This is a genomic window from Pseudobutyrivibrio ruminis AD2017 (assembly GCF_000424305.1).
GTDB classification, from domain to species: Bacteria; Bacillota; Clostridia; order Lachnospirales; family Lachnospiraceae; genus Pseudobutyrivibrio; species Pseudobutyrivibrio ruminis_B.
On record NZ_AUJQ01000008.1, the window covers coordinates 1 to 16,771 of the forward strand.

At 38.7% G+C, this 16,771-nt stretch carries 10 protein-coding genes; 2 read left to right on the top strand and 8 right to left on the bottom strand.

Translation table 11 applies throughout. The features are described from left to right. Window positions 1–334: 334 nt before the first annotated feature. The 7 genes from G611_RS14180 to G611_RS14190 all read right to left on the bottom strand — a co-directional run bounded on the left by G611_RS14180 (window position 335) and on the right by G611_RS14190 (window position 13,359). The gene (locus G611_RS14180) at window positions 335–1,711 is read right to left on the bottom strand and encodes an alpha-amylase family glycosyl hydrolase (RefSeq protein WP_051195136.1); all 1,377 of its coding nucleotides are present in this window, start codon (window positions 1,709–1,711) and stop codon (window positions 335–337) included. 181 nt (window positions 1,712–1,892) lie between these two features. Then, window positions 1,893–3,977: a molecular chaperone HtpG gene (gene htpG / locus G611_RS0106680; protein WP_028242961.1), complete on the bottom strand. Its 2,085-nt coding sequence runs from the start codon at window positions 3,975–3,977 to the stop codon at window positions 1,893–1,895. Between the two features lie 207 nt (window positions 3,978–4,184). After that, window positions 4,185–8,681, bottom strand: a complete 4,497-nt coding sequence (locus G611_RS14185; RefSeq protein ID WP_036948520.1) for an FMN-binding protein — start codon at window positions 8,679–8,681, stop codon at window positions 4,185–4,187. Between the two features lie 167 nt (window positions 8,682–8,848). Beyond that, the gene (locus tag G611_RS0106690) at window positions 8,849–9,718 is read right to left on the bottom strand and encodes a carbohydrate ABC transporter permease (protein ID WP_028242962.1); all 870 of its coding nucleotides are present in this window, start codon (window positions 9,716–9,718) and stop codon (window positions 8,849–8,851) included. After that, window positions 9,718–10,788, bottom strand: coding sequence for a carbohydrate ABC transporter permease (locus G611_RS0106695; protein ID WP_028242963.1), 1,071 nt, complete (start codon window positions 10,786–10,788; stop codon window positions 9,718–9,720). The genes G611_RS0106690 and G611_RS0106695 overlap by 1 nt, the downstream gene beginning before the upstream one ends. Before the next feature lie 76 nt (window positions 10,789–10,864). Continuing rightward, window positions 10,865–12,148: an ABC transporter substrate-binding protein gene (locus G611_RS0106700; RefSeq protein WP_028242964.1), complete on the bottom strand. Its 1,284-nt coding sequence runs from the start codon at window positions 12,146–12,148 to the stop codon at window positions 10,865–10,867. 167 nt (window positions 12,149–12,315) lie between these two features. Then, the gene (locus tag G611_RS14190) at window positions 12,316–13,359 is read right to left on the bottom strand and encodes a LacI family DNA-binding transcriptional regulator (RefSeq protein ID WP_036948524.1); all 1,044 of its coding nucleotides are present in this window, start codon (window positions 13,357–13,359) and stop codon (window positions 12,316–12,318) included. A 140-nt stretch (window positions 13,360–13,499) separates the two neighbouring features. On the opposite strand from G611_RS14190, the gene G611_RS0106710 reads away from it, so the two are divergent. Both G611_RS0106710 and G611_RS0106715 read left to right on the top strand, forming a co-directional pair. After that, complete coding sequence (locus G611_RS0106710) at window positions 13,500–14,474, top strand: adenylyl-sulfate kinase (RefSeq protein WP_051195137.1); 975 nt, start codon at window positions 13,500–13,502, stop codon at window positions 14,472–14,474. 19 nt (window positions 14,475–14,493) lie between these two features. Continuing rightward, window positions 14,494–16,158 (top strand): glycosidase, encoded by a 1,665-nt coding sequence (locus G611_RS0106715; RefSeq protein ID WP_028242966.1) that lies wholly within the window; start codon window positions 14,494–14,496, stop codon window positions 16,156–16,158. A 60-nt stretch (window positions 16,159–16,218) separates the two neighbouring features. On the opposite strand, the gene G611_RS14195 is transcribed toward G611_RS0106715, so the two are convergent. Beyond that, on the bottom strand, window positions 16,219–16,665 hold the full coding sequence (locus G611_RS14195) for a DUF6465 family protein (RefSeq protein WP_051195138.1): 447 nt from the start codon (window positions 16,663–16,665) through the stop codon (window positions 16,219–16,221). Window positions 16,666–16,771 lie beyond the last annotated feature (106 nt).

The following is a 16,771-nucleotide window of genomic DNA, read 5'->3' on the forward strand; positions in this document are numbered from 1 at the left end:
AATAAAAGACCAATCAATGGCTTTATCTATGATTCTTAGAAGATGATCCTGGGGAACCAAGTCATCAGTACATACAAATTCAATCTGCTTTCTAGCCTTCTCATTTTGTTCTGTAATCATTATTCTAACCCCTTGTTTTGATACATTTATTATACCAAAAAAGAGGTGAGAAAGCTTGGAAAATCAAGGATTTCTCAGCTTTTAGTTAGCCTAAAAATGAAAGAACTGGAGTCCGCTGACTCCAGTTCCTCCTTATTAAAAAGAAAAGGTCGCGACGAAAGCCGCGACACTTTGTCTACACTCTGAAGCCAGCTCTTCGGAGCTGGCTTTTACGTTATATGTTAGATGCTACGATGCGGAATTCGTAGGGTTTTAGGTATCGATTTTCACGTTCCTCTTCCTCGTAGTTGGCCAGGACTATGCGGTCACCGTAGAATTCCACGGAACGGTTAAATGGAGTGAGATTGCAATACACATAGAGTCTTTCGTCGATAGATTCGCGGGTGAATACGTAGACATCTGATGGTGATGCTACTCTTCTATAGGTTCCCTCAGCCAAAGCCTGAGAGCCCTTTCTAAATTCTATCATTCTCTTATAAAAGCTTAGGATATCATTCTTATCATTTCTCTCGGCAATTGCATTAATGAAAGCAACCCCTTTCAGCGAAAGATTGATGCCACATAACAGCTTGGCTGTCTTTTCACTGTATCTGCCATTGCTCTTTACAATGCTTTTGTAGTCATAGTTTTCCATGTAATTTGCAGGAACTTCCAGTGCTTCCTGCCATTTATCCAGAGTTCTAATGAACTTATATGGCTGGCAGAATTTATTGATGCCCCAAGCAACCTTATTTTCTTCAGATTTGTGTTCAAAGGAAAGAATAGCATCCATTTCCTTTCTGTTTTCATCACTAAGTAGCTTTGCATCCTCAGGAGTAACAAATACAGTATCGCCTACGATAAATGATTTATATTTGCTCCATACCTCCTGATTTAATCTGTTCAGGAGGTCATGACAGCCCTGGCTATTTAGATAATGCTCCTTTCCCGTATAAGATAAATGAAGCTTTCCGTCCTCTAAAGTGTCCTTGTGGATAATATTGATTGCATCACATCTGAATCCAGCAATACCCTTATCCAGCCAAAAGCGCATTACATCAGCGATTTCATTAAAAACATCAGGATTGCTCCAGTTTAAATCAGGCTGCTTTTCTCCATACAAATGAAGATAATAATCTCCATTTTTTGTTTTGGTCCAGGCTTTGCCACCATTTAAAGAGTTCCAGTTATTAGGCAGTTTATGCCCTCTGCCCTCTCTAAAGTAATAGTACTGCCTGTACTTTGGGTCACCCTCAAGAGCCTTTTTAAACCAAACATGCTCGTCAGAGGTATTATTAATAACCAAGTCCATGATGATTTTAATTCCGAGTCTTTTGGCACGGCTGATAAGCTTTTCCATGTCCTCCATGGTGCCGAAATCAGGATTGATACTTTTGTAGTCAGAAATGTCATATCCATTCGAAAAGTTGGGGCTTGCAAATACCGGGCCTAGCCAGATAGCATCAACACCAAACTCTTTGAAAGTATGAAGTTTAGAAATAATCCCAGGGATATCACCTATACCATCCCCATTGCTGTCGCAATAAGAACGTGGATAGATTTGATAAATTATCGCATTCTTCCACCATTTTTTTGTACTAGAATTTGCCATAACTACCCCCATAAAAATATCACTATCTAATTACGATGATAACGGATTGGACATCGTTTTTCAATATATTTTTCACATAATCATCACATAAGCTTACAATAGCAAGATAATATACACATCGTTTCTTGTAATATCAAAAAACGGCAGACGTTTCCGTCTGCCGCTATCTTTTCTTGCAAGTTTATTTTGCAAGTAACATCATGATTTTATTTGATCTAGCTACGAATTCTGTCATTGCTTCTGGTGCAAGTGGTGCATTTGCAAGCTTAGCAAGGTCATAAAGCTGTGCTGCAAATATAGGAGCATTCTCAGAATCCTTGTTATTAAGGATGTAGTTAACAAGGTCGTTGTTAGCATTAAGAACCAATGTCTCTGATGCAGAACCAAACATTCCCATGTCCATGCCGCCCATAGCGTACATCTTCATCATATCCTGCATACGACGGCTTTCTTCTGATACTGTAAGCATAGATGAAAGGTCTTTGTTCTTAAACTTCTCTACCTTAACCTCTAGTCCTTCGTTGTTAAGAGCTTTTCTAAATACCTCTGTAAGAGTTTCTGTCTCTGTCTTAAGCTCATCTTCTGATGTCTCTTCAACCATTGAATCAGTAACATCAGCATCGATACGACAGAACTTGTAGTTTTCATTACGCTGCTCAAGCTGTGTAATGAATGAAGTATCAATTGCATGGTCAAGAATTACTGCATTCATGCCCTGCTCTTTGAACATGTTTACGTACTGTCCCTGCTGGTTCATATCAGTTACATAGTAAACTGTCTTTCTGTTATCCTCTGGCTCCTTAGTCTCATCAGCAGACTTGTTCTCATCAACAACCTCTGCCTCAACCTTTTCGCCATTTTCATCTGTAGCCTTTTCATCAGATTCTTCCTTAACAAGAAGCTCTGGAAGTGTGATGTATTTATCGTTAATGTCCTTGAATAAGATGTAATCGTTCATCTTATCGCAGAACTTGTTATCCTTTAAGCAACCAAACTTGATGAATGGAGCGATGTCATCCCAGTATTTCTCATATGATTCCTTATCTGTCTTGCACATTCCAGTAAGCTTATCAGCTACCTTCTTTGTGATGTACTCAGAAATCTTTGTAACGAAGCCATCATTCTGAAGTGCAGAACGTGATACGTTAAGTGGAAGGTCTGGACAATCAATTACACCCTTAAGAAGCATTAAGAACTCAGGGATAACCTCTTTAATGTTATCAGCGATGAATACCTGGTTGTTGTAAAGCTTGATTGTACCTTCGATTGAATCATACTCTGTATTAATCTTAGGGAAGTATAAAATACCCTTAAGGTTGAATGGGTAATCCATGTTAAGGTGAATCCAGAAAAGTGGCTCCTTGTAATCATGGAATACGTCACGATAAAATGCCTTATATTCATCCTCTGTACATTCAGCTGGGTTCTTTGTCCAAAGTGGATGTGTCTCATTAAGAGCAACTGGACGCTTAACAATCTTAAGCTTATCCTTTGCAGGAGAAACCTCTACCTTCTCCTTGGTGCCGTCTTCCTTTTCCTTCTCTTCGAATTTAGCATCCTCATGAATCTCTTCGATAACCTTATCTGTATCACGCTTATCAGCAGCATCGATTGTCTCATATTCTTCTGGAGCATCCTTCTTTGAAAGGAAGATTTCTGTTGGCATAAATGAGCAGTACTTTTCGATAACTTCACGAGCTCTGTATTCGTTAGCGAACTCTAAGCAATCCTCATTTAAGAACAATGTAATCTTAGTACCAACCTGGTCCCAATCACCATCGCCCATTTCAAATTCTGTGCCGCCATCGCACTCCCAGTGAACAGCTGTAGCGCCATCCTTATATGAAAGTGTATCGATGTGAACCTCGTCAGCTACCATGAATGCTGAATAGAAACCAAGACCGAAGTGTCCGATAATCTGATCGCTGTCAGCCTTATCCTTGTACTTCTCAAGGAAATCTGTTGCACCAGAGAATGCAATCTGGTTAATGTATTCGTCTACTTCATCAGATGTCATACCAAGACCATTATCGATGAATGTAAGTGTCTTGTCCTCAGGACTTACGATAACCTGAATCTTTGCCTTATAATCAAGTGGAAGGGAATACTCTCCCATCATGTCTAACTTCTTAAGCTTTGTGATGGCATCACAGCCATTTGAAATAAGCTCTCTATAAAAAATGTCGTGATCAGAATATAACCACTTCTTAATCACTGGAAAAATATTTTCACTTGTAATTGATAAACTACCTTTTTTGTTACTCATTGTCCTCACTCCTTCTATATCTTAAGTGCTGTTACATTAACAAGCATAATATTTCAACGCTCAGCTGAAGAATGCTTCGCTTAAGAAATATTATAGCTTGTTAATTACAGCACTTGTCTTACTAAAAGATATGATAATACTGGAAAAACTCAAAGTCAATAAAAAATTAGCACTCATTGTGAATGAGTGCTAATAAAATTTTATTCATTATTTTTTCAGTAAATCTCTTCTTATATACATGAGAATTCCGGCAAGGACAGCCACAATAAATACCACTATCACTACTAAAGCAGGTGATGACATTGCATCATTTTCTGTACCATCAATTGCTTTTGGTGTTTCCTCTTCTGTGATAGTTTCCTCTGAAGACTCATCATTAGAAATATCTTCAGCTTCTACTTGTTCTTCTGTAGCTTCTGAAGGCTCTTCGTCCTTCTCATTTACGCTCTCTTCAACAGCTCTTTTAGAACCATTTTTTACAGCTTTAGCCTTCTTATTGCTATTAGTCACTGCTGGTGTCTTAACACTTTCGTTTAAAGCAAGTGGAGTTTTAGTATCAGCCACTGTAGTGCTATTTGAAGCTGTAACTGTGGCTGTGGTGCTGTAATCATGACTTTCAGTTTTTGAAGGAGCAGTCGCGTGAGTATATTCCGTATGAGCATTTACATCATAAGCTGGACCTGTCTTCCACTTAAGCAAGCCTGCCTCACCACCTGTGTAATAGATACTCATAATTCCACCAAGCTCTTCATCTGCCGCCTCAAGCTCAGATACTACATTCTTAACATTACTATTTAAAAGTGCAGCAAATTCCTTTGAAGCAATTTCTGAGGAAGTCTTACCAAAAGTAACATCCTTGCTTGAGCCTGTTCCATCAGCCCCAGTATATACAGAATCAATGGTTACACCATTTTCTACAAGCTTTGCATCACTATTAAAATAGCAATTTCTATCGTAGGCAATATTTGCAATTCTTCCATCCATAACACCAATATCTACTGTTGGGCGATTTGATGTAACATTTCCCATTGCAAAACAGTTGTACTGGAAGGCACCAGCCATACCTGTAAAGCCACCGATGTGAACCTTATTATTTGTATTAGCCGTACCATACACATTTCCAAGAGTATAACAGTTTAATACGTTTATACGATTTGTCACTGCGAACATTCCGCCTGCGTAAACATCACCATCCTCTGTAATGGCACTGATCGCTACATCTGTATAACAGTTTGTAACCTGTCCTCTAAGCATGCTGGCTGCAAGTCCTGCGCCTCGAGATGCAATATCATCAGCCTTAACAGAAAGCTTTCCTGTTACTGAACAGTTGTCGACGAACACACCATTTTGTCCCGTGCCTACAAGACCTGCAGTATAAGTATCAAAAGGCACTTCATTATTAATATAAATGTCGCGAAGCTTAACACCAGAAATTTCTGCCTTCAGGGTATCATCCCCATAGGTAAGATTTGACTCATAATCACCACCGATAAAGCCAAACATTGCGGCAGTGTACATGTGAGCTGGCTCAAGCTTGCTTCCAATAGTAAGTCCAGAGATTACATGATTACCTCCATCAAAATGACCTCTAAACGGATAAGCACTATATAAAACTGGGTCACCCTTTATTTTTGCCTTGATTGCAAAGCCGATTGGTTTCCAGTTCTCGCTTGAAAGTGTGATATCTCCTGTCTGCTTAAAATAAACATTCTCCCAGGTTTCATCTGCATTTATGGCTTCTGCTAAATATCTAAGCTGCTTTTCATTAGAAATAAGATATGGACTTTCCTTAGTTCCCTTTCCGCCATCGAAGATGCTTGTATCAGCCTTTCCATAAGCTGTATCATCACCATAAACTGCTTTATCCTTTGCTATAGCAAGGGCTTTTTCATAGCTTTCGTCTTCCTTGCTACCCTTAAGAATTTCCTCTGCTACGATTTCATTATCCTTAACGGTAATCTTAACTGTTGTCTTGCCTTCTCTATCTCGTCCGTACCAAACACCATCCATCATTATAATCTCGGCAACTGGTACCTTCTCTTCTTCTGGCTGAACGTAGGTAACAACTGCATATTCATCTAACAGCTTTACCTCACCATCAACATAACCCCACTTCTTAAGTGAGTCTGAGCCCAAACCATATTTAGAAAGATTGATTCCAAAGCTATCAAAATTAGCATTTAGTTTTTCTGGAAGTTGATGGTAGCTATCAGCATCGAAGCCAAAAAGATTTGCAACAACTCCACCCTCGTAGGCTTCGCCTTCTTCGTTTACACCGCCAACGGTTTTTGTACCGTAAGCCTGAACCTCAGCTTCCTTTCTGCCAGCGATTGTCATTGTTCTATTCTTATTGTAATAGCTCTGATATGCCTTACCAATTCCAGTAACCCATCCAGTAACTGCACCAGTGTAGATACTGTAATGTTCTGAAACTGTATCACCATCGCAATAGCAATTAACCACATCACCTGCATCAACACCAACAATGGAACCTACTGCAGACATACCTTCAATTTCATTTTCTATATCTCTGGCCATGCTACCAAAATAGCTGCCCCTTGAATAACAGTTTGCCACAAGGCCTCTGTTTGTCATACCTGTGATACCACCGCAAGATGCAATAGATTCCCCATACTCTACTGTTGATTTAAGAGCTACCTCGGAATAGCAGTTAATGATTGCCCCTTTATACTGTCTGGCTGCAATACCTCCTACGTAAGCATTCTTTTCATGTGTGGTAGATTCAATAACACCTGTTACACTACAGCTGTCTATCACAGCACCCTTGAAGGAGCTTCCATCGCTAAGTCCCTGCATGTATCCTGCTATACCACCTACAAAGGAAGCATCCTCTCTGTATACATAAATAGCTACATTTGTAAGATGAAGATTCTTAACACATGCATCCACTCCAAGATTACCAAAAAGGCCAATAGCGTTTGAGAAATCCTCAAGATTTTTGCTAAGCTTTCGAGGATTTTCCTTAGTACCTTCTGTAAGACCATTAATTACATGTCCCTTGCCATCGAAGGTACCGTTAAAAGCGAACTGGCTACCACCAATTGGCTCAAAATTAGCTACATCTGAAACATCGATATCAGCTGTCAGCTCTACATATTTATTATCATATAAAAGCTCTGCATTAAGTGATTTTGCAAATGCCAAAAGCTGATTAGCATTAGCAATCTTATACGGATTTTCTTTAGAACCATCACCGCCATCAAAGATAGATGAATCAACAGCTGTTTCGTGCCACTCATCACCCTTTGGTAGGATATCAGTTCCTGTACCTACCCATTTATTAAAAGTAATGGTCTCATAAGACTTATGTAAATCAGAAAGATTTGCACAAAGAAGTGATGCATCAAAATCCTTTTCAGCAGCTTCTTTGGCATTACCCATAGCCTTCATATCAGATGTTGAATAATATTTTGATGCCTTTCCAAACTCATCTGCTTTTCCGCAGATACTGCCACTGCTTCCATCAGAAGAAACAGTAACTGCTGAGACAACGTTTACAGTGTGTCCCATGGCATTTCCGACTATTCCACCTATATTTGCCACTGTATCATTTGAAGCTGTAATACTTCCCTTAGCAGATGAATTAAGCACCTTGGCGTTCATCTTTGTAAGACCAGCTACGCCGCCTATATCAGCAGCCTGTCCTTCTTTAAGGTTGCTTAGGATTTTCACATCAGATGAGCAGTTGGCAAGCTCTGCTTTAAGCATCATGTTTCCCACAACGCCACCAGCAGTAACAGGTGTCTCACCATCAGTTGTAATCATTCCTGAAACATGGCAGTTATTTACGCTTGCAGCCTTTTTTACATCACCAGCCAACAAGCCAATATTTAAACTATAATCACCAGACGCTTTCAAATTCGCATTTACGATATTTACATTTTTGACTACTGCATTTGCTTTAATAGCTGTAAACAATCCTTCGTTTGCTACTGAAGAAGCATCAACCTTCATATTAGAAATGCTATAGCCATTACCGTCAAAGGTACCTGCAAATATACTAAAGCCATCTTCAGTACCAATGGTGTTAAAATTCTCCTCACCACTAAGATCAATATCAGCTGTTAATACAACATATTCTCCTGAATAAGAAGTACCATTATCTACATTTTCGGCAAATTTCTTTAGTTGAGATACATTGCCAATCTTATATGGATTGCTCCATGTTCCATCACCTTTAATCTCTTCTGATTCCTGTGGTTCCGGTTCACTAGGATTTTCTGGTTTCTCTGGCTCCTCAGGATTCTCTGGATTTTCCGGTTCATCTACAACCGGATTATCTTCTGAGTTTTCCTTAACTTCAGCTTTAGAAAAAGCGTCCTTAGTAGCTGCTTTGATTCCATTGCTACTTAAGGTAGCACCGCTTACACCATCTATCTCATCAATTTCAGCTAAAGATGGTTTCTTTTCATTGATAGTATCAAGTAAAGCTTTGGCCTTGTCCCATGCCCATGAAGATTCCTTTTGAGCTTCTTCCTTTACCTGTTCCACTCTTCCATCTTTAATGGTGACTGAAAGTGTAACCTCACCATTTCTTCCTTGCCCGCTTCCGGAATAAGTGCCGTCTTTATAGGACACTTGCTCTTCGGCATTTGCAAGAATACTCACTGGCATAGACGCAAGGGTAAGTGCCAGCGCCATAGCGCCAGCACATACTCTAACGCTAAACAATCTTCGTTTCATACATATACTCTCCTCTCGTTATATCTAACTGCGGTTATACATGTATAACCATCAGTAGTATAGTATACCTTATGTTAGTTATGTCTACAAGTAAAAAAATAGCACTCAATAAAATGAGTGCTATTTTGGTAATTCTTTATGAAATTCTCGGCTATATAGTACTAATATTAACCCTTTACAGCTCCTTCTATCATACCTTCCATAATCTGCTTCTGAGCAATGAAGAATAAGATAAGAATAGGTACAATTGCAAGTAAAGCAGCTGCTAAAATCAAGTTCCACTGCTTAACGTAAGAACCTACAAATGCCTGTACTGCAACTGGTAATGTCTTTACTACACCATTCTGTCCAAGCATCATTGATGGAAGAAGGTAATCGTTCCAAATCCACATACCATTTAAGATAGTTACTGTTGTAATAACTGGCTTAAGAAGTGGCAAAATTACAATGAAGAATGTCTGCTCTGGTGAACATCCATCGATTGAAGCTGCCTCTTCAAGCTCCATTGGAATACCCTTAATGAAACCATTAAGAATGAATACTGTCATAGCGCCACCAAATCCAAGGTAAGCAAAAATGATACCAGGAATTGACTGAAGCATAGAGATACCAATGAACTTTCCTACATCTCTGAATGTAGAGATAAGTGGAAGCATAACTACCTGGAAAGGAATAATCATTGATGCAATAAATGTAAAGTAAATAACTACTGACCACTTTGTCTTGTTACGGCAGATTACCCAAGCAGCCATAGCTCCAAGTAAAGCTAAAAGCACTAAAGATAATACTGTGATGATTACTGAACAGCCAAATGCTGACCAGAACATAAAGTGTGTATTGTTAATTACATCTGATAAGTTAGTAATTAAGTTTGAAATAGATACACCATTTAATCCGATTGGGTTTGCTGTGATGTCGTTTGTAGTTTTGCATGAGTTAATCACAACAAGGAAAAATGGAAATAAAACGTAAACTGCAATAAGTATTGCTACTACTGTCTTTAAAACAACCCTGGAGGTCTTCTCTTTAATTTTCATTATAATTCTACCTCCTTCTTGTTAGACATACGTACCTGTACAATAGATACAAATGCAAGGATGATGAAGAATAATACCGCCTTAGCTTCACCAAATGCATATTCGTTGTTAATAACTGCAGTGTCATAAATGTTAAGAGCAAGCATCTGAGTACCCTTTGTAAGGTAGGTTCCAAGGAAGCTTGAAACAGAGCCTGTACCATTTGTTAAAGCAAGGTTAACATCGAACTGCTTGAATGCACTTGTAAGTGTTAAGAATGTACAGATTGTGATTGTTGGTGCAATCATAGGAATCTTAATCTGGAAAAGTGTCTGGATAGGTGTTGCTCCATCGATAGATGATGCTTCGATAACATCTCCTGGCACTGTATTAAGACCTGTAATATAAATAAGCATTATATAACCTGCGTACTGCCAAATGTAAACAATGATGATTCCGATAAACGCTGTTCTTGTTTCAGATAGCATTGAATATCTGGAATCAAATAAAGCTGTGGTAAATTTGGTAACAACATTTGAGAAAATGAACTGCCAAATATAACCTAATACGATACCACCAATAAGGTTTGGTAAGAAATATGCTGCTCTAAAGAAGCCCAAGCCCTTAAGCTTAGATGTGCAAAGAAGAGCCAACATAAAAGCTACTAAATTAACTAAAATAATGTTAAATACTACGAACAAAAATGTGACTAAAATTGACCAGATAAACTGTGGCTGCTTGAACATTCTAATGTAATTTTCAAGACCTACAACGTTTCTGATTCTAATACCATCCCAATCAGTAAATGAATATCCTATACCAAGAATAAGTGGGATGATTACTGTTACCGCAAAAGCAAACAGCAGCGGGAACAAAAACATAAAATTTATAATACCTCTGTGATGCTTTAATGTTGGGAAGAAATATAATCCAACAAAAAATACAACACACCCAATAATAAGTAACATTCCTCGAATTCCGAGAGCATCTGTTTTTGATATTGCTAAATATAGGCCCACCAGCATAAGCACGATTCCTGCAATCATGCAGCCGAATGATGAGACTTTTCTAGTTGCCGAGAACTCGCCCATAATTATCCCCTTTCGTACGTCCCTTTAAAAGAATAGGGGCAGTGCAAAAACGCTCTGCCCCCAAATAATATCTCAATTAGTTTGCGTAATAATCCTTGATTACGCTTTCAATTGTAGATACGAAACTATCAGCGTCAAGTTTGCCCTGTGCATAATCAGCAAACACCTGGCAAGTAACATTCTGAAGACCATCCTTCTTAAGCATTGTGTGCCATCCGCTGAACTTACCAGCATCGATGTAAGACTTCATGCTCTTATAGAATGGGTTAACTGCCTCATACTGGCAATCATCAAATGGTGAAACAAGACCTGCATCATTTACTAAGATGTTCTGAGCAGAGTCTCCTGCGCACCACTCAAAGAATTCCTTAGCACCATCAACATTACCATCATTGTATGCTACCCAGTAGCTTGGTGGTCCAGCGATGATTGTGTCAATGCCATCTTCGAATGCATATGGAGCAAATCCACATTCAAAATCAACATCATCAGGAGATGTTACACACCAGTTACCCTGTGTGATGAATGCATAATCGCCAGCTGTAAATCCAGCAACCTGTGCATCATATGTACCATCTACTAAAAGTTCAGGATCAGAGTACTGATTCATCATTCCGATGAACTCAGCGAAGTCCTTCATTCTGTCCTTATCAATCTGTCCGCCATCATTTAAAAGGTCGATGTATGTTGTATCATCAGCCTTAAGACCTGCATCTAAGTACTGACCAAATACGTGTGTACCTGAGCTCCAACCTAAGTTAGCTGGCTCTGCACACCAACCAAGAACTGCCTTGATTCCAAGCTCATCCTTCTTGCTATCGAGTGTTTCGAAAGCTTCCTTATAAGCTGCTGGGCTTGTAAGTGTTGAAGGATCAATACCTGCTGCCTCAAGAACATCTGCATTGTAGCCAAGTGCTGTTGCCTCAACTGTGTAAGGGAAACCGATTGTTCCCATGCTATCGTTTTCAAGCTCGAACTCAGTCTTGTCTGTCCAAGCAGAACCAGAAAGGTCTGCAAGCATTCCATCCCAAGTATCTGCCTGGTTTGCTTCGATTACGAAGATATCTGGCATGTTGTCTGCCTGATACATTTTCTTTAATTCGTCTGCTGCGTTTGTATCACCACCGATTGTCTCAACTACAAGTGTGTTTCCTGTCTCCTCGTTGTAAAGCTTTGCTAAATCCTGAAGCTGAGAGTCAATCTCTGGCTTACCATTAAGAAGTCTAACTGATGAACCATCTGCTGTAGCAGCGCCATCTGCTGTGTTTGTATTAGCTTGATCTGTGTTAGGCTGTCCACAAGCTACAAGGCTTGCTGCCATAGCACCAACTAATAGAGTAGAAAGTAACTTCTTCTTCATTTAATATTCCCTCCTAATACGTTAAAACGTTTTCTTTGTGTGTAGAATATCGAGAGGTTTTGTTGTGCATATTGCACAATCCACAATCTCTATTCCACTTAACTTTTGCGCATAAGTTTGTTATAAGTAAAACATACCACATGAGTTATGATAGGTCAAGTACTTTTTTAATTTTTTGAACCTTTATACAGTGTAATTCTTCTAGGCTTTGTTACAGTATCCCTAATAACAAGCTTTGTAGGCAGTGTAATCTGGGCTTCTGTCTCCTCTCCAGCTACCTTTTTAAGCAGTGTTTCAGCCGCAATAATACCCTTCTGTTTAACATCCTGATGCACAGTTGTAAGGGCTGGGCGATATAAGCTTCCAAGCATATTATCATCGAATCCAGCTATGGATATTCCTTCTGGTACTCTGATTCCTCTATCTGTTAATGCAGACATTAAGGTAACAGCGTAAAGATCTGATACGCACATAATTGCAGTATAATTCATTGCCTTTTCGCATATTTCATCCAAACTCTCTTCGATTTCAGCGCTTGCAGGTCTGATCTTTAAGAAATCCTCCTGCTCAAACTGGATGCCGGCTTCTCTTAAAGCCTTGATATAGCCCTGGAATCTGGCCAAATCTACACCATTTGTGTTATCTGAAAGGAACGCGATTTTCCTGTGACCGCAAGAAATCATATATTTAACCATTTCATAGGTGCCGCCTAAATCATCAAGACCTACATTAGTAAAATGCTTTAAGCCCTCCATACTGTATGTATCTATACATACTATAGGCTTCTTATACTTCTCACTGACACGTACTCCATCATCATCCAACATACCAAACAGGATAAGACCATCAACATTCCATGTAGAAACATGTCTCATAATCTTTTCTGTATCCCTTGATATATAAATCATCATGAAATATCCAGCGTTTCTGATTGTTTCTTCTATACCACCGATAAGCTCTGATACGAATGGGTCCATAATAAGATTCTCGTATTTATCTACTCTGGCCTTAAGAGCAAGTCCTATTATCTTAGATTCATTCTGAGCAAGATTTCTGGCGTTGATGTTTGGAACATAATCTACTTCTTTTAAAAATTCCTGCACCTTTTTTCTAGTTTCCTCGGATACCTCGCCTTCTTTCCCATGAATTACGTTAGATACCGTAGTTGTAGACATATTAAGCCTTTGCGCTATCTCTTTAATAGTTATCATTAAAAAACCTCTTTACAAAATTTGAATTGTATTGTATTGTGATGTCAATATATCACTTATGCGCATAAGTTGTCAATAATGTGCATATTTACAAAGTTATACTTATATTTTTATATCATTTTCACAGAAGAGGTAAGGTTATGAACAAGAATTATGAAACAGTATCTATTGATTTAGCAAGAATTGAGAAGCTTACAGAGCAGATTGATTCAATCTGCTCTCTTGATATTCCATCTGATATCCCTAACGGAGATATGCCAGGTGACAAGATTGAAATTGGTGAGTCTCACATTGAAAAGGCTCGTACAATTTTCCCTGAGCTTGTAAAAGAAATTCAAAAGGCTGCAAGCGCGAACCCATATCATCGTGCAACTGTATGCGTATGCGGCGGTTCAGGTGTTGGAAAGAGCGAAATTGCTTCTATCCTTTCTTATATGCTTACACAGGCTGGTGTTAAAAGCTACACAATGAGTGGTGACAACTACCCTCACCGTATTCCTATGTACAACGATGCTGAGCGTCTTCACACTTTCAGAGAAGGCGGTATGCGCGCACTTGCAGATGCTGGTATCTGTGATGCAAAGGTATTCGAGACAATCTCTAAGCTTCAGAAGGATGAAGATGATGCAAATGAAGCACACGTAAACGAGTACGATTGGTTTGCACATTACCTTAAGGGTGGTAAGACAGCTTTAACAAACTATCTTGGAACAAATTCTGAAATTGACTTTGGCGAGGTTGATACTATTCTTGATGCATTCTTAAATGGTGCTGATAAGCTTTGGCTTAAGAGAATGGGTCGTGACGAAGCTACACTTTGGTATGATGAGGTAGATATGTCTGAGACATCTGTACTTATCCTTGAGTGGACACACGGTAACAGCGACAACCTTAACAACGTTAACATTCCTGTTCTTCTTAACAGCACACCAGCTGAAACATTAGAGCATAGAAGATCACGTAATCGTGATGGCAAATTAGATGCACCATTTACTATGATGGTACTTGAGATTGAACAGAACAAGTTAAAAGATCAGGCTCACAAGGCTAAAATCATCATCACAAAAGCTGGTGAGTTAATCGACTTTGATACATTTAAACAATTAATGGATTAATTATAAAGGAGTTTTTCAAATGAGTAACACACGTACCGATAACGGACCAATGCTTAATGCTTATCCAGATAGCATGGGCGCAAATCTTTCTGATATTATTTCTGTACTTAGCAAGCCAGAATTTAAGGATACATTCCAGTCCTTCTACATTTTGCCAAGTATCTATAATACAGATTTGGATAGAGGATTTTCTGTAATAGACTACGGCCTTAATAAAGAGCTTGTAGCACCTGATGATTTATCTCACCTTGAGGATTTAGGAATTGATTTAAAGCTTGATTTCATCTTAAACCACGCTTCTGTTCTTTCTCCTCAGTTCCAGGATTTAATTAAGAACGGTGAAAAATCTAAATACGCTGATTTCTTCATCAACTGGAATAAGTTCTGGGATGGCTACGGCGAAATGACAGAGGGAGGCTACATTCAACCTGATGAAAAATACATTAAGGACATGTTCTTTAGAAAACCTGGTCTTCCAATTCTTATGGTTCGTATGCCTGATGGCAAGGATGTTCCATATTGGAATACATTCTATCAGGAGGTACGTTACCTTAAGCCTGACGTAATGGATTTAATGGAGGTTGCTGATGTGCAGTACTCTACTGCTGTTAAGCTTTCACACATTATTTCTGATGCGTTAGATGAAAAGATTGCTCCAAAGGATATTGATTTTAAAGAGCTTTCAAAATACAAGGATGTTATTGTAGATTATCTTGAATCTAACAGACGTTATTTAGGTCAGATGGATTTAAATATCAAATCTGATTTAGTTTGGGAGCACTACGATAATACACTTAAAACTCTTTCTAACTATGGTGCAAAAATTGTTCGTCTTGATGCATTTGCATATGCTCCAAAGGAACCAGGAAAGAAGAATTTCTTAAACGAGCCAGATACATGGGATGTACTTGAAAAGGTAAAGCAGCTTGCTGACAAATATAACCTTTCTCTTCTTCCAGAAATTCATGCTAGCTATGGAGAAGGCAACTATGAAACAATAGCTTCAAAGGGTTATATGACATACGATTTCTTCCTTCCAGGATTGCTTATCTACACATTAGAGCGTCAGTCAGCTGACTTACTTGTTAAGTGGGCTAAGGAGCTTGTAGATAAAAACATCAGAGTTGTAAACATGTTAGGTTGCCATGATGGTATACCACTTCTTGATTTAAAGGGAATGCTTCCTGAAAAAGATATTCAGGATTTGATTGATACAATCGTAGGTCGTGGTGGTTACGTAAAGGATCTTCACGGTGCTAAGAATATGTACTATCAGGTTAACGCAACATACTACAGCGCACTTGGTGAGGATGATAAGAAGATGCTTCTTGCAAGAGCTATTCAAATGTTCATGCCAGGTAAGCCTCAGGTTTGGTATTTAGATTTATTCGTTGGTAAGAATGATCACGAAGCAGTTAAGCGCGCCGGTGAGGGTGGTCACAAGGAAATTAACAGAACTAACCTTTCAATGGCTGACATCGAAGAGTCACTTAAGAAAGATGTTGTAAAGAAGCAGTTAGAATTACTTCGTCTTAGAAATACTCATCCAGCATTCGGATTTGATTCAAACTTTACTGCAAATTCTGATGGAACTAATCTCACACTTGGTTGGGAAAAGGATGGTCATTCAATCAAGCTTATTGCTAACCTAAAAGATTATTCATTTGAAATTAAAGAGAACTAAAAAAATAAGCTGTATCGTATATACGATACAGCTTTTTACGTTCCAACACAAAATAAAAAATTAAAGATCTACAGAACCTACACGGTCTTTGTTTGCTACATAATAAATTTTGTTTTCCTCTGGTTTGATGTAGATGTTAATCTCTTCAAGAACTTCCTTCTTGTAATCCTTCTTGAACTGAGCCTGTGCTTTCTTTAAGCAATCTGCCTCAGAAAATTCTCTACCCTGATACTGAATAACAGCTGTAGTTACAACTGCCTTCTTAGCCTTTGCTGCTGCCTTCTTAACTGTCTTAGTAGCTGTCTTTTTAGCAGCTGTTGCTTTCTTAGATGCTGTCTTCTTTGCAGCTGTTGCCTTCTTAGATGCAACTGTTGCTTCCTTCTTAACTTCCTCTACAGCTTTCTTTGTAGCTACTGTAGCGTTTGCTGCAGCTGTCTTTACTGTACTAGCAGCTGTTGCAGCTGACTTCTTTACATCATCAACTGTGACTTTTGCGTTTGTTACCATTTTTTCACCCTCCTATATGAGCAAACATTATTTTTTTTATTTACAAATTATTATAGCCATTTGCATTTGCAATTACTAGAGTAATCTAATAATTTTCTACCAAATA

What these genes read in the sequence shown, in the direction of transcription:
- G611_RS14180 (WP_051195136.1), bottom strand. Translation starts at nt 1,711, where the DNA reads ATGGCAAATTCTAGTACAAAAAAATGGTGGAAGAATGCGATAATTTAT.
- htpG (WP_028242961.1), bottom strand. Translation starts at nt 3,977, where the DNA reads ATGAGTAACAAAAAAGGTAGTTTATCAATTACAAGTGAAAATATTTTT.
- G611_RS14185 (WP_036948520.1), bottom strand. Translation starts at nt 8,681, where the DNA reads ATGAAACGAAGATTGTTTAGCGTTAGAGTATGTGCTGGCGCTATGGCG.
- G611_RS0106690 (WP_028242962.1), bottom strand. Translation starts at nt 9,718, where the DNA reads ATGAAAATTAAAGAGAAGACCTCCAGGGTTGTTTTAAAGACAGTAGTA.
- G611_RS0106695 (WP_028242963.1), bottom strand. Translation starts at nt 10,788, where the DNA reads ATGGGCGAGTTCTCGGCAACTAGAAAAGTCTCATCATTCGGCTGCATG.
- G611_RS0106700 (WP_028242964.1), bottom strand. Translation starts at nt 12,148, where the DNA reads ATGAAGAAGAAGTTACTTTCTACTCTATTAGTTGGTGCTATGGCAGCA.
- G611_RS14190 (WP_036948524.1), bottom strand. Translation starts at nt 13,359, where the DNA reads ATGATAACTATTAAAGAGATAGCGCAAAGGCTTAATATGTCTACAACT.
- G611_RS0106710 (WP_051195137.1), top strand. Translation starts at nt 13,500, where the DNA reads ATGAACAAGAATTATGAAACAGTATCTATTGATTTAGCAAGAATTGAG.
- G611_RS0106715 (WP_028242966.1), top strand. Translation starts at nt 14,494, where the DNA reads ATGAGTAACACACGTACCGATAACGGACCAATGCTTAATGCTTATCCA.
- G611_RS14195 (WP_051195138.1), bottom strand. Translation starts at nt 16,665, where the DNA reads ATGGTAACAAACGCAAAAGTCACAGTTGATGATGTAAAGAAGTCAGCT.